The organism is Ruminococcoides bili (assembly GCF_040093295.1).
GTDB lineage: Bacteria > Bacillota > Clostridia > Oscillospirales > Acutalibacteraceae > Ruminococcoides > Ruminococcoides intestinale_A.
Genome location: NZ_JBBNJY010000006.1, coordinates 72,408 through 86,768, shown reverse-complemented (window position 1 = coordinate 86,768; position 14,361 = coordinate 72,408). Strand labels below are relative to the sequence as shown.

Genomic DNA, 14,361 nt, shown 5'->3' with positions numbered 1-14,361 from the left:
GATGAAATTTACAGAATTAAAAACACCTTGCTATGTTATAGATGAGCAAAAGCTGATAAAAAACCTTGAAATATTAAAAAGCGTTCAAGACAGAACAGGCTGTAAAATTCTGCTTGCTCAAAAGGCTTTTTCGGCATTTTGCGTGTATCCGCTTATGAGCAAATACCTGTCGGGCACAACCGCAAGCGGGCTTTATGAGGCTAAACTCGGTCACGAATGTTTCGGCAAAGAAACGCACATTTTCGCACCTGCTTTTAAGGAGAATGATTTTGAAGAGATTTTAAAAATCTGCGGTCATATTGTTTTTAACTCATTTTCTCAACTTGAAAAATACAGGGATAAATGGCAAAATGCAGATGTAAGCGTAGGCATACGACTTAACCCCGAATTTTCCACACAAGAGGGACACGAAATCTATGACCCGTGCGCTTACGGTTCAAGGCTTGGGGTTACAAAGGCAAATTTCAGAGAAGATTTGCTTGACGGAGTTGAGGGCTTTCACTTTCACACATTGTGCGAGCAAAATTCAGATGATTTGGTGTCTACTTTTAAGGCAGTTGAAGAAAAGTTCGGCAAGTATTTTTATAACGCAAAATGGCTCAACTTTGGCGGCGGACATCATATTACACGAGATGATTACGATACAAAGGCGCTTGTTGACCTTATAAAGTATGTTCAAAATAAATACGATGTTGAAGTTTATCTTGAACCAGGTGAGGCAGCGGCACTGAATGCAGGCTATCTTATTACAGAGGTTATGGACATTGTTCACAACGGACTTGATATTCTGATTCTTGACGCATCTGCCGCCTGTCATATGCCTGATGTTCTTGAAATGCCGTACAGGCCACCGCTCAAAAACAGCGGTAAGCCTAATGAAAAAGCGTTTACTTATCGTTTGTCATCTTGTACCTGCCTTGCAGGCGATGTAATCGGCGATTACAGCTTTGACAGTGAAGTTAAAATCGGTGACAGACTGATTTTTGAGGATATGGCGATTTACTCAATGGTAAAGAACAATACCTTTAACGGTATGCCGCTGCCGTCAATTGTGCTTATGCATAATGAAGATAACTGCGAGGTTATAAAAGAATTTTCGTACAACGATTTTAAAGAGAGGCTTTCATAAATGAGCTTTGAGTATATAAAAAACAAATTTCCGACTGACGATGGCTTTTGTATGCCTGCTGAATTTTCAAAACATTCCGCCACCGTTATGATTTGGCCCGAAAGACCCGGAAGTTGGTGCTATGAGGCAAAATTTGCCGAAAAGGTTTTTGCGGAAATTATAGGAAAAATTGCGGAGTTTGAAAAGGTATTTGTGCTTGCAAGCGACAAAAAATTTGCTCACGCAAAGGCTTGCCTTGAAGGTGTTAAAAATGCGGAAGTTTTGAATATAAATTCCGATGATGCATGGGCAAGGGATACCGCCCCGACTTTTGTTGTAAACAATAACGGCGAAATTCGTGCCATCGACTGGCAATTCAACGCATGGGGCGGCGAATATGACGGTCTGTATGCAAATTGGGAGAATGACGATAAAATTCCGTATAAACTTTGCAAAACGCTTGGTGTTCCGTTGTATGACGCACATCCGTTTGTGCTTGAGGGCGGCTCAATTCATACTGACGGAGAGGGCACGCTCATTACAACAGAAGAATGTCTGTTAAGCAAAGGCAGAAATCCGAAGCTGACAAAAGCCGAGATTGAAGAAAAGCTAAATAAATACCTCGGTATAAATAAAACAATCTGGCTACCCAAGGGTATTTATAATGACGAAACCAACGGTCATATAGATAACATATGCGCATTTGTCGCTCCGACAGAGGTTGTACTTGCGTGGTGTGATGATGAAAACGACCCGCAATACGCAATATCAAAAGCGTGCCTTGATATTCTTGAAAATTCAACCGACAATAAAGGAAGAAAGATTAAGGTCCATAAACTGCCTGTTCCGAAAATTCCCGTGACAGTTACCGAAAATGATATAAAAGGATATATATTCGAGGACGGAGAGGACACAAGAGAAGTAGGAGAAAGGCTTGCGGCATCGTATGTTAATTTTTATTTTTGCAACGGCGCTGTGATTTTGCCTCAATTCGGCGGTGAAAATGCCGAAAGCGACAGAGTTGCCGCAGAAATTCTTGAAAGAGTTTGCAAAGACAGAAAAATTATTCCGATTTATGCAAGAGATATTATTGTCGGCGGAGGCAATATTCACTGCATTACACAACAAATTCCGTTTACCGATAAGGGAGGTAAAATATGAGAAAAGTTAAGGTATCGGCGGTTCAGATGAAATGTACAACCGATGTTTGGGAGAATATAGCAAATGCCGAAAAATTTGTGCGACAGGCAAAAAAAGACGGCGCAAATATTGTTTTACTCCCCGAACTGTTTGAAAGACAGTATTTTTGTCAGGAAAGACGATATGACTACTACAATTTTGCTAAGCCTACCCTTGAAAACGATGCTGTAAAACATTTTGCAAAACTTGCGAAAGAACTTGAAATTGTTATTCCTGTCAGCTTTTATGAGCGTGACGAAAACCGCCTTTTTAACAGTGCTGCGGTAATTGATGCGGACGGCGAAATTCTGGGTTTATACCGTAAGACTCACATTCCCGACGACCATTATTATCAGGAAAAATTTTACTTTATTCCTGGTGATACGGGGTTCAAAACTTTTAAAACTAAGTTCGGTACAATCGGTGTAGGCATTTGCTGGGATCAATGGTTCCCTGAAACCGCAAGAGCCCTCGCATTAAATGGCGCCGAATTGATTTTCTATCCGACCGCTATCGGTTCAGAACCTATACTTGAGTGCGACAGTATGCCGCATTGGAGAAGATGTATGCAGGGACATTCTGCGGCAAATGTAATTCCCGTAATTGCGGCAAACCGCATAGGCAGGGAAGATGTAATCCCTTGTGACGAAAACGGCAATCAGACCTCCTCACTTGTTTTTTACGGCTCATCTTTCATTACAAACGAAACGGGAGAGATTATTAAATCTGCGTCAAGAGATGAAGAAACCGTGCTTACAGCAGAGTTTGACCTTGACGAGATTTTTCAAAACAGACTCGGCTGGGGAATATTCCGTGACAGACGCCCAGATTGCTATAAGGTAATAACCGAAAAGTGATTAGGAGAAAAATATGTGCTTGATATGCGACAGAATATTAAAAAGTAAAATGCTGATTTAATTTCTGATACATAACAAAATCATAAAAACATAAAAACAGAGCAGACTGTAATTTTAAGTCTGCTCTGTTTGCTTTGATTTTGATTATTTATCCGCCTGAATTTTTACGAACTGTTCCTGCATATAGCTGTAAACATCGTCGGGTACATTTGTAAATACATAACATTTATCAAGATATTCGTCACTCGGGAAGATAAGTTCGTTATTCTTTATATCCTCGTCAAGATACTCGTCATATGCTTTCTGATTAGGTGTTGCGTAGTAGAGATATTCAAAGTTAGCTGCCGCAATTTCAGGTGACTGCATAAAGTTAATGAATTTTTCGGCATTCTCTTTGTTTTTACTGCAAGTAGGAATACACATTGCGTCATAGAAAAGGTTAGAGCCGTTTTCGGGCATTGCATAGTCCAAATCTTCGTTATTTTCCATCATCATAACGATATCGCCTGCGTAGTACGGTGCGATTGCCGACTGACTGTTTTCCATTTCTGTGAAAACCTGATCCATTACATATTTCTTAAGCAAAGGCTTTTGTTCGGAAAGCTTTGCCGCCGCCTTGTCAACATCCTCTTTGGTACAATTGGCGGGATTAATACCGCAAAGCTGCATTGCGATTGCCATAGCGTCACGGCTGTTGTTAAACATAAGAATGTCGCCGCTTAACGATTTATCCCAAAGTGCTTCCCATGAAGTTGGTTTTGTTGCCACTTTTGTTTTGTCATAAACCATTGAAGTAATGCCCCAGGTGTAGCAAACAGTGTATTTACCCTCAGGGTCGCAGGAAAGATTTTTAAAGCGTTCCATAAGGTTATCTTTGTTAGGAATGTTGCTGTAATCAAGTTCCTGCAGCATATTTTCGCTTATGAGCTTGCTTATCATATAATCTGACGGAATAATAACATCATAACTTACATTGCTGTTTTTAAGCATATTGTAAAGTTCTTCGTTGGTTTCGTAAGTGGTGTAGTTTACCTTGATGTTGTACTCTTTTTCAAATTCGTCAATTACATCAAGCGTACCGTCCTCACCGTTTGCAATGTATTCGCCCCAGTTATATACATTAACTTCACCGTCATAGCTTTTGCCGCAGCCTGCCATTGCACTGCAAGCCGCTGTACCGATGAGTAAAGAAAGAACAACACAGCCAAATTTTTTCATTTTCAATCTCCCTTATTCAGTTTATTTTTTCACCTTTTCCTCGTGTTTGTCACGAATATTTATAAGTATCATAACGATAAGTACCGCTAAAAACAAAAGTGCGGAAAGCGCATTGATTTTCGGCGATATTCTTCTGTGTGTCATTGAGTAAATCTCAATTGATAAGTTTTGAAACTTTGCTCCTCTTGTAAAATATGTGATTATAAAATCATCAAGAGAGTAAGTAAAGCTCATTAAAAGTCCGGAGAAAATACCCGGCATAAGCTCGTGAATTACCACCTTGTAAAAAGCCTGCCATTGATTACAACCGAGGTCGAGCGCCGCATCATAAATACTTTGGTCCATCTTGTGTATTCTCGGCATAACATTAAGCACTACAAAAGGAACGCAAAAACATATATGAGCAATAAGCACGGTAACAAAACCCATTTCAAAGTTAAATAAAACACCTAAAAATGTAAATAAAAGCATAAGCGATACGCCCATTACAATGTCAGGGCTGATAATCGGAATGTTAGACGCACTTTGTATAAGCAGTCTTTTTTTACCTTTGAAATTGCTTATTCCTATAGCTGCGGCAGTGCCGAGTACGGTTGCGAAAATTGATGCGAGTACGGCAATTATAAGCGAATTGCCGAGAGCGTTTATAATTTTATCATCTCTGAAAAGTTCTTCATACCATTTGAACGAAAAGCCTTTCCATACAGTAGTTTTACCCTCGTTGAACGAAAATATAATGAGTACAAAAATCGGAAGATATAAAAACAACATCACAAGTGTTGTATATATCTTTGAGGCAATATGCTTGTTTTTCATTATGCAATCGCCTCCTCATCTCCAAAGAAATTCATAAGCACAAGGAACACAAGGATGAATACCATCAGTATCAGCGAAATCGCCGAACCCGTACTTTGGTCTGTCCAGAACACCTTGTCTATAATGTCACCGATCATAATATCGTTTGTGCCGCCGAGGTACTGCGCTACAAGGAATGTACTTGCCGACGGAACAAAAACAAGTGTTATACCCGAAATAACACCGGGTATACTAAGCGGAAGCACAACTTTGCTGAAAACATGAAATCCGTTTGAACCGAGGTCTTGAGCCGCCTCAATAAGACCCTTGTCAATTTTACTCATAACAGTGTAAATCGGAAGAATCATAAACGGAAGATACTCATAAACCATACCGAGCACAACCGCACCCGAATTTCCGAGGTATGTACCGTGTATTCCGAAGAATGATAAAATTGTATCGAGCGGACCGTTTGACTGTAAAATCGTAACCCATGCGTATATTCTAAGCAAAAAGTTCATCCACATAGGAATCATCAAAAGCATATTTACAAAATTCTGCGTTGACGGTTTCATTTTTGTAAGCATATAAGCAAGCGGATAAGCAATAAGCAAACAGATTGCGGTTGATATTAATGCAATCCAAAGCGACCTTAAAAATACTTCTTTATAAAAGAAAGCCTTTTCAAAAGCCTCCAACGAAAATCCGCCGTTCTTGCCTGTAAAAGCTGTAATACCGACCATTATCATCGGTATCATTGTAAATACCGCCATCCAAATTATATAGGGAATAGAGGGCTTGCGTGATTTCATCTTTAACCCTCCTTATCGGATAAAACTTCAAATTTCGCTTTATCAAAATCAAACGAGAGCGGTACATAAGTGGCAACCTGTTCGTCAGTGTCGCTTAGCATAAGCCATTTTCGTGTGTCCGACTCAAGGATAATCTCATTATGTTCACCCTTATAAATAACAGATTCAATATATAAATCTGTAAGGTCACCGTTGCCGTCACCCGCAAGTGAAAGTGCGTCCGGCGGAAGAATGATTTTTAACTTTGTGCCTTCCTTAAAATAATGATTTGGCACTTCAATGGTTTCGTCTTCAAACTCAAAGCTGAATGTATTTTCGTCTTCGTTTGCGGAAGAAACCGTTACTTCGATTTCATTATTATAGAACGGCAGGAGTTTATTCATAATCTGAATATTAAACGGAATTACCTGCATACCGATCTGACTGCCGATTTCTGCGGAAGACGTGGAATGTATAAGGATTTCGCACTTGCCGCACATTACACTCATTTGTAGTGAACGCCCTTAAATGTCGATTTTACTACAGTGCCTGCAAGCTGACCTTTTTCGGGAGTTGTAATTTCAATATCCTCGGGACGGATTACAACATCGACAGGTGTGTTTTCGCCAAAGCCCTTGTCAACACATTCAAGTTGTTTGCCGAGAATTTCTACACGGCAGTCGCCGAGCATTGTGCCGTTAAGAATATTTGCCTCGCCGATAAAATCCGCAACAAACGCATTTACGGGTTCGTTGTAAATATCTTCAGGTGAGCCAACCTGCTCAACAACACCGTTGTTCATTACAATAACGGTATCGCTCATTGTAAGAGCCTCTTCCTGATCGTGTGTTACATATATAAAAGTTTTTTGAGAGTTTTGCTGAATTTCTTTTAATTCAATCTGCATACTCTTTCTTAGCTTAAGGTCAAGCGCACCGAGCGGTTCGTCAAGCAAAATAACTTCCGGGTCGCACACCAAAGCCCTTGCAATGGCAACACGCTGCTGCTGACCGCCCGAAAGTTTTGTGATAGCTCGCTTTTCATATCCTTTAAGGTCAACAACCGCAAGCATTTTTGAAACACGCTCTTTAATTTCGTTTTTCGGTAGTTTTTTCAGTTTTAAACCGAAAGCGACATTGTCAAACACATTAAGATGTGGGAAAAGCGAATATTTTTGAAAGACCGTATTAACATTTCTTTTGTTTGGCGGTGTGCCGTTGATTCTTTTACCGTCAAAGAGAACATCTCCGCTTTCAGGTTCGACAAAACCGCCGATAATTCTTAGGGTAGTGGTTTTTCCGCAGCCGCTCGGCCCGAGAATAGTAATAAATTCCTTGTCTTTAAAGTCAAGATTTATATGGTTTAATATTACCTCTCCGTCAAATCGGACGAATATATCCCTTAAAGATATAATGGTATTTTTTTCTGACTGCTCCATTCACGCACCCCTGTTCATAAAAAATCTAATATGCTGTATTTATTGCATAACTAAAGGACGGAGAGTGACAATTGGCAAAAGCTTTGACCAAGCGAACACTGTCCGCCCCTACAATTTACTGTAGCAATATTGTAAAGACAAAAGCATACCAGTAAATTATAGTCTTTTTTGCAGTAAAAGTCAATTATTATATTTTTGCAAATACCGCTTTTATTGTGTGTGTTAAAATGATGTGAACCAATAAAAAAGATAAGCAGAAAATACGGATATAGTTTGTCAAGTGTAAGAAGAAGGCAATTTGCAGATATCCGGAACTGACGGTACCGGGAGAAAAAGTACAGATGGTCACATCTATTTACAACGCAGAAGATATGTAAAATGCAATTGAGAAAACGCTTTGCTTTTTATATGTCATATGATATAATAATGTGTAAGTAAAGTGGGTAGAAGACCTGCAATCTGTAATCAAATTACAGGTTTTCTACCCTTGTATAAAAATATAGTTAATTATACAAAATCAATGTTTTGTATAATTGAGGGGAAAGGTGAAGCATTTAAATGAGTATTTCTTTCATAGATGAAGCGCCGCAGATAATCAAGGATTACTTGTTTTATATGCAGACGGTCAAAGGAAAATCACAGAAAACCGTTGATGAGTACTACATAGATTTGCGTACATTTTTCAGATTTATAAAATTACAGCGTGGACTTGTTCCGAATGATTCTGAATTTGAAAACATTTCGATTTCTGATGTTGACCTTGAACTTGTGAAAACCGTCACATTGAACGACGCATATGAATTTATGAATTATATTCAGCGTGAGCGCAAAAATCAAAATGTTACCCGTGCCCGTAAATGTTCGAGCCTTAAGGGTTATTTTAACTATCTCGCAACAAAAAAATGCGTGCTCGACAGCAATCCTGTTGAACAGCTTGAAGTTCCAAAAAAGAAAAAATCTTTGCCAAAGTATCTTACGCTTGAGCAAAGTCTTGAATTGCTGAATGCAGTCGACGGTGATTATAAGGAGCGTGATTACTGTATTCTCACGCTGTTTTTAAATTGCGGCTTGCGTGTGTCTGAAATGGCGTCTTTGAATTACACGGACATTCATCAGGATGACACTATGCGTGTTGTCGGCAAGGGCAACAAAGAACGAATTATTTACCTTAATTCCGCCTGCGTTTCCGCAATCCAAAATTATATGCGGGTGCGGCCCATTGACGGCGTTAAGGATAAATATGCGCTGTTTATCAGCCGAAATCACCGCAGAATGAGCGTAAAAACCATACAGGCTATGGTGTATAAATATCTTGAAAAAATCGGTCTGAATGCACAGGGCTACTCCTGTCATAAGCTAAGGCATACTGCGGCAACACTGATGTATCAGTACGGCGGAGTTGACATACGAGTGCTAAAAGATGTGCTCGGTCACGAAAACCTCGGCACAACCGAGATTTACACCCACTTAAGTTCCGAGCAGATGAAAAATGCCGCCGAGAAAAATCCTTTGTCTAAGGTAAAGCAAAAATCCAATAAAAAATCTGATGAAAAATAATAAAAATTTATTACGAGTTATAATGTTGACCTAAATTTTAAAATTATTTAATCTAAACCATAAATTACCCCAACTTTTGATAAAGGCACTAATAAAAAAACAGCCCCGACTTTGATTTTTCCAAAGCCGGGGTTTGTCATATCTTTACTGCGCCGCCTACATCTGTAAGCGGTTTTTTTTCTGCTAAATTAATTATTTTCACATTATGAATTATACAAAATCTTTCGATTTTTCGGAAGTTCGGGTGAGTTTTTATATCACCGAAAAACGCTACAGTACCGTCATCAATCATTGTACACGCACCGCCGATAAATCCGTAATCGTATCCGTCAAGTCTTATGCTTCCGCTGTCGATTTTCAGAACATCAATTCCGTTTTTGGTAAGCGCATTATAGATTGTGCTGTCGGCGGTTATGGCACTGTTTTTACCGATAACCGCAGTTGAACAGCGTGTGTAACCTTGTTTTACATCGACTATCTCAATGCCGTTTTCCTTGCAGTAATTTTTGACTGAAACATCTATAGCCTCTTCCCTGCCGTATAATTTTCCGCTGATATACAGGCAATTAAGTGCCACGCAATGCGGATATTTGCCGTCAATATTGTTCTTGCAAAGAATTATATTATAATCTTTGTTTTCACGAAGTCTTTTTAAATTATTACATTCTTTAAGCAGAAAAATATCGTTGTTGATTTTTAGCATTTGCATATCAATGTGCCGCTGCTCGGGCGTATTAAATTGTAAAATTTTATCCGACGGTATAATATCGTACCCAAAATTTTCAATTGCTTTGCAAAGTTTCGGGTATTCGTCGGACATTACAAAGGCGCTCATATGCTGACTGCCTCAAAGGCCTGTCTTATATTTTTCACTCCGATAAGCTCTGCACCGTCACATTTTACGGCTTTCAGATTGTGATACGGAAGAATGATTTTTGTAAATCCAAGCCTTACAGCCTCGTTTACTCTTAATTGAGCTTGAGAAACCGCCCTGATTTCGCCGGCAAGACCGATTTCGCCGAACACTACAACATTCTCGTCAATCGGAACATCTTTGAGACTGCTGATAAGCGCCATTGCGACCGCAAGGTCAATGGCAGGTTCGTCAATTCTAAGACCGCCGACAATGTTTATATAAGCGTCATTGTTTGAAAAATAATATCCCGCTCTTTTTTCAAGCACGGCAAGCAAAAGCGAAAGTCGGTTGTAGTCAAAGCCTGTTGCCATTCTTCGAGCGTTGCCGTAGCCGCTTTGCGTTGCAAGTCCCTGAACTTCCGCAAGAATAGGACGAGACCCCTCAATTGTACAGGTTACGCAAGTACCCGATACGCCTTTCGGTCTGCCCGACAGCAACATTACAGACGGATTGGGCACTTCCACAAGTCCCGTGTCGGTCATTTCAAACACGCCGATTTCGTTTGTAGAACCGTATCTGTTTTTGACTGCTCTTAAAATTCTGCATGACATCTGCTTGTCACCTTCAAAGTGCAGTACGGTATCAACGATGTGCTCAAGCACTTTCGGACCCGCAATTGACCCCTCTTTGTTTACATGACCTACCACAAACATTGGAATATCAAGCGACTTTGCCGTGCGCATAAGGCAGTTTGTCGATTCTCTGACCTGCGTTACACTGCCCGGTGAGGAGCTTAATTCTGTAAGATTCATTGTCTGAATTGAGTCGATCATTACTATATCGGGCTTTTCAGCACGGATTTGTTCGCACACTACTTCTACATCGGTTTCGGTCATTACAAAAAGATTCGGAGAATTTACACCGAGTCGGTTTGCCCTTAACTTAAGCTGTCTTTGCGATTCTTCGCCCGACACATAAAGCACTTTCATTGAGTTGCCGAGATATTGACAGATTTGCAGTAACACGGTTGATTTGCCGATACCGGGGTCACCTCCGAGCAAAATAAGACTGCCCTTTACAATGCCGCCGCCGAGCACACGGTTAAGTTCGCCGCAGCCCGTATCGTAGCGGTGCTCGTTTTCGGTGGTGATTTCCGTAATTGAATAAGGAGAAGAAACCGCAGAAGCTACATTTCTTTTTACGGCAGGCGTAGCTTTCACGCTTTCTTTGATTTCTTCTTCCATTGTGTTCCATTCGCCGCAGGTCGGACATTTTCCGTACCATTTCGGTGACTCGTAGCCGCACTGCGAGCATATATATACACTTTTAATTTTTGCCATATTAAACTTCCTTTAATAAACATTCATCAGTCCGACAGCTATCGCATAAGCCATTTTTTGTTGATAGGTATCGTCCTGCAATTTTGCACATTCGCTTTCGTTAGAGATAAATCCGCATTCACAAATTACGGCGGGCACAGTCGCATTTTTTAAAAGATAAATGCTTTTATCCGCTTTCTTACATTCCCTTTCATTGTCAGGCTGGAGCATAGTTTTTACAGATTGTCTGATACTCTCCGCAAGATCGGCGCTCTGCGGATTGTTAGGTGAATAAAAAACTTGCGTTCCGCTGTATTTGCTCTCGGTAAACTTATTCTGATGAATACTGATTACCACATTTTCGGGATTTGAATTAAATACAGAAAGACGGTTTTTCATATCGGAAACTTTGCGCTGTCGCACATTTTCGCCTTGCGTATATACGGATTTATCCTCTGTTCTGATTTGCTCTGTTTTATAGCCGAACAGTGTAAGCATATCCGAAAGTTTTACAGATATTTGCAGATTAAGGTCTTTTTCCACCACATTGTTATCATTTACAGCGCCGCCGTCCTCACCGCCGTGACCTGCGTCGATTATTACAGTATGCGTGTTTTCGCTGACATTACTTTCACTCGTCAGTACATTAAGACGAAAATAAGCCGTTGTAATCAGGAAAACAAAAGCAATTATAAGAATAAAACATATTGTAAAATACAAGATTTTCTTAAATTTCATAAAGCCGAACACCCCGTTTTATTTTTATGTGCGGAGTGCATTGCTTATAACAATTATAACATAGGCAATGTAAATTTTAAAGGCAAAACTAAAATTGTAACTATATAGTTTTGTCTGAATACTCTGTTAGTAATCAAAATGTAAGTACGGCGCACACCTATATGCAATGTACAGAAAATTCAGGTGAAGTTAATGGAAAAAACAACTCTTGACAAAATTCCGCTGAATTGCGAGGTTTATATAGACAGTATCGAGTGCGGCAACGGCATAAAAAACAGAATTTTTGATATGGGCATAACAGAGGGTGAGAAAATTGTGCCGATAATGAAAAGTCCGTTTGGCGACCCGACAGCGTATTTGTCAAAAGGAACGGTAATTGCGCTTAGAGAAAGCGATTGCAGTAAAATTACGGTACGCCTAAATCGGGATTACGCATAAATAATTAAAAAGTTGGGAGGTTTTTATTTGCTGACAAGAAACAGCCGTAAAACAGAGGCAAACGGAAAAATGTGCGACAATACAGACTACAATGTGGTACTTGCCGGCAATCCTAATGTCGGAAAAAGCACGATTTTCAATGCTCTTACAGGTATGAAACAGCACACGGGCAATTGGACGGGCAAAACCGTTGAGTATGCCAAAGGGTGCACAAAAATCAAAGACAAAAGTTTTTCCGTTGTCGATTTACCCGGCACATATTCTATGATTTCTTTTTCACCCGAAGAAGAAGTTTCACGGCAGTTTCTTGTCAGAGATGACATTGACTGCACGGTTATTGTAATTGATTCAAGCGTGCTTGAACGGAATCTTTCGTTTACCCTACAGGTTCTTTCGGTAACGAAAAAAGCGGTGCTGTGCCTCAATCTTAGCGACGAATGTTGTAAAAACGGTTTTGTTATTGATGAAGATGAGCTGTCGCTTAATCTCGGCATACCTGTTATAAGCACCAATGCGACAAAGAAAAGCGATATTGAAAAAATCCGAGAGAAAATTTACGATGTCTGCACCGAAAAAACAAAATGCTTTCGTGTTACAAGGCTGTATGACGGAATAGATATTTTTAATAAGGAAAAGCACAAAGAAAACACTGAATTTCTTGCCGCTCGGTCAAAGGAAATATGCAGTCGCTGTATAAAAAAATGCGGTGAAAACATAAGCGAAAAAACCAAAAAGCTTGATAAAATACTTACTTCTAAAATTACGGGAATACCTATTATGATACTTTTGCTCGGTTTGCTTTTCTGGATAACTGCGGTCGGCGCAAATTATCCGAGCCGTCTTTTGAGCGAACTGTTTGAATATATAAAAGTCGGTTTGGTATATGTATTTGATTTTTTTAATGCACCGGATTTTATAAAAGGCTTTTTTATAAACGGAATATACACGACACTCAGTTGGGTGGTTGCGGTAATGCTGCCGCCAATGGCGATATTTTTCCCACTGTTTGCGCTGATAGAGGACTTTGGTTATTTACCGAGGATAGCGTTTAATCTTGACAAATTCTTTTCAAAATGCGGTGCGCACGGCAAGCAAGGTCTGACTATGGCAATGGGAATCGGCTGTAATGCCTGCGGAGTTACGGGCTGTCGCATAATAGAATCACCTAAAGAAAGACTGATTGCGACAGTTACAAATAATTTTATGCCCTGCAACGGAAGATTTCCGATGCTTATTGCGCTGATTACAATATTCTTTTCGGGCAGTGCCTGCGTATTTGCAAGTTCAATAAGCATAGCGTTAATCCTTGTTTTACTGATATTTTTTGCGGTTATGATGACAATGTTTGTGTCTAAAATATTGTCTGTAACGCTGTTAAGCGGCGAGCGTTCGGCTTTTGCGCTTGAACTTCCGCCGTACCGCAAGCCGAGAATTCTAAAAACTATAGTCAGCTCGTTTTTAGACCGTACCTTGTTTGTACTTGGCAGAGCGGTTATAGTAGCAATTCCGGCAGGAGCGCTGATATGGCTGCTTGCAAATATCTATATTGCAGACAGTTCACTGCTTTCGTATTGTACGGATTTTTTTGACCCGTTCGGCAGAGCCATAGGTCTTGACGGTGTAATTATAATGGCTTTTGTACTCGGCTTTCCCGCTAATGAAACTGTAATACCGATAATAATTATGTCGTACCTTTCCACGGGTACGCTGACTGATTTTGCAAGTTATGAGGAACTTTTTGCATTGCTTACGCAAAATGGCTGGACGCTTACAACGGCAATCTGTACAATAGTAATGTGCATCTTCCACTTCCCTTGCTCCACAACCTGCCTTACAATCAAAAAAGAAACTGGTAGTATGGGCTGGACGATGTTTTCGATAGTTATGCCGACAATGATTGGCATAGCTCTTTGCTATCTGATTTCTCATATTATGTAAATCAACTTAATTTAAAAAATCCAAACAGAAAGCCTGCCCTTACATTATGCAAGGGCAGGCTTTGAGGTTATCAAATGAAAACAATATTATAATTAGAATTCATAGATTAAGTATAAAGAAAAGGAGATT

The 14,361-nt window shown here is 39.9% G+C and carries 12 protein-coding genes and 1 pseudogene; 6 read left to right on the top strand and 7 right to left on the bottom strand.

Annotated features, from left to right (window positions below; all coding sequences use genetic code 11):
• The first annotated feature begins 1 nt into the window (after position 1).
• The 3 genes from nspC to aguB are packed head-to-tail and all read left to right on the top strand — an operon-like array spanning position 2 to position 3,144.
• A complete protein-coding gene (nspC, locus tag AAAY30_RS03485; protein ID WP_195410204.1) occupies positions 2–1,129 on the top strand; it encodes a carboxynorspermidine decarboxylase in 1,128 nt (375 codons plus the stop codon).
• On the top strand, positions 1,130–2,269 hold the full coding sequence (aguA, locus tag AAAY30_RS03480) for an agmatine deiminase (protein WP_337781947.1): 1,140 nt from the start codon (positions 1,130–1,132) through the stop codon (positions 2,267–2,269).
• Positions 2,266–3,144: an N-carbamoylputrescine amidase gene (gene aguB / locus AAAY30_RS03475; protein WP_337781946.1), complete on the top strand. Its 879-nt coding sequence runs from the start codon at positions 2,266–2,268 to the stop codon at positions 3,142–3,144. Before aguA ends, aguB begins: the two co-directional genes overlap by 4 nt.
• A 144-nt stretch (positions 3,145–3,288) precedes the next feature.
• Here the strand turns inward: aguB and AAAY30_RS03470 are convergent, their stop codons facing one another.
• The 4 genes and pseudogenes from AAAY30_RS03470 to AAAY30_RS03455 all read right to left on the bottom strand — a co-directional run.
• Positions 3,289–4,362: an ABC transporter substrate-binding protein gene (locus AAAY30_RS03470; protein WP_337781945.1), complete on the bottom strand. Its 1,074-nt coding sequence runs from the start codon at positions 4,360–4,362 to the stop codon at positions 3,289–3,291.
• Between the two features lie 21 nt (positions 4,363–4,383).
• Positions 4,384–5,178 (bottom strand): ABC transporter permease, encoded by a 795-nt coding sequence (locus AAAY30_RS03465; protein WP_022234277.1) that lies wholly within the window; start codon positions 5,176–5,178, stop codon positions 4,384–4,386.
• Complete coding sequence (locus AAAY30_RS03460; RefSeq protein WP_022234276.1) at positions 5,178–5,969, bottom strand: ABC transporter permease; 792 nt, start codon at positions 5,967–5,969, stop codon at positions 5,178–5,180. The genes AAAY30_RS03465 and AAAY30_RS03460 overlap by 1 nt, the downstream gene beginning before the upstream one ends.
• A 374-nt stretch (positions 5,970–6,343) precedes the next feature.
• Positions 6,344–7,386: pseudogene (locus AAAY30_RS03455) on the bottom strand (ABC transporter ATP-binding protein); the annotation flags it as partial.
• Between the two features lie 558 nt (positions 7,387–7,944).
• Between AAAY30_RS03455 and AAAY30_RS03450 the strand changes: the two are divergent.
• Positions 7,945–8,943, top strand: coding sequence for a tyrosine recombinase XerC (locus AAAY30_RS03450; RefSeq protein WP_499215632.1), 999 nt, complete (start codon positions 7,945–7,947; stop codon positions 8,941–8,943).
• Between the two features lie 136 nt (positions 8,944–9,079).
• On the opposite strand, the gene AAAY30_RS03445 is transcribed toward AAAY30_RS03450, so the two are convergent.
• Genes AAAY30_RS03445 through AAAY30_RS03435 form a run of 3 tightly spaced genes read right to left on the bottom strand, consistent with a single transcriptional unit; the run spans position 9,080 to position 11,856 of the window.
• Positions 9,080–9,778 (bottom strand): DUF6873 family GME fold protein, encoded by a 699-nt coding sequence (locus AAAY30_RS03445; RefSeq protein WP_337782085.1) that lies wholly within the window; start codon positions 9,776–9,778, stop codon positions 9,080–9,082.
• Positions 9,775–11,139 carry a DNA repair protein RadA gene (radA, locus tag AAAY30_RS03440; protein ID WP_337782084.1) on the bottom strand — a complete coding sequence of 455 codons (1,365 nt, stop codon included), beginning with the start codon at positions 11,137–11,139 and terminating at the stop codon, positions 9,775–9,777. The genes AAAY30_RS03445 and radA overlap by 4 nt, the downstream gene beginning before the upstream one ends.
• Positions 11,140–11,151: 12 nt before the next feature.
• Positions 11,152–11,856, bottom strand: coding sequence for an N-acetylmuramoyl-L-alanine amidase (locus tag AAAY30_RS03435; protein WP_337782083.1), 705 nt, complete (start codon positions 11,854–11,856; stop codon positions 11,152–11,154).
• A gap of 192 nt (positions 11,857–12,048) precedes the next feature.
• On the opposite strand from AAAY30_RS03435, the gene AAAY30_RS03430 reads away from it, so the two are divergent.
• On the top strand, positions 12,049–12,294 hold the full coding sequence (locus AAAY30_RS03430; protein ID WP_249377373.1) for a FeoA family protein: 246 nt from the start codon (positions 12,049–12,051) through the stop codon (positions 12,292–12,294).
• A gap of 27 nt (positions 12,295–12,321) precedes the next feature.
• Complete coding sequence (gene feoB, locus AAAY30_RS03425) at positions 12,322–14,232, top strand: ferrous iron transporter B (protein WP_337782082.1); 1,911 nt, start codon at positions 12,322–12,324, stop codon at positions 14,230–14,232.
• The last annotated feature ends 129 nt before the right edge of the window (positions 14,233–14,361 follow it).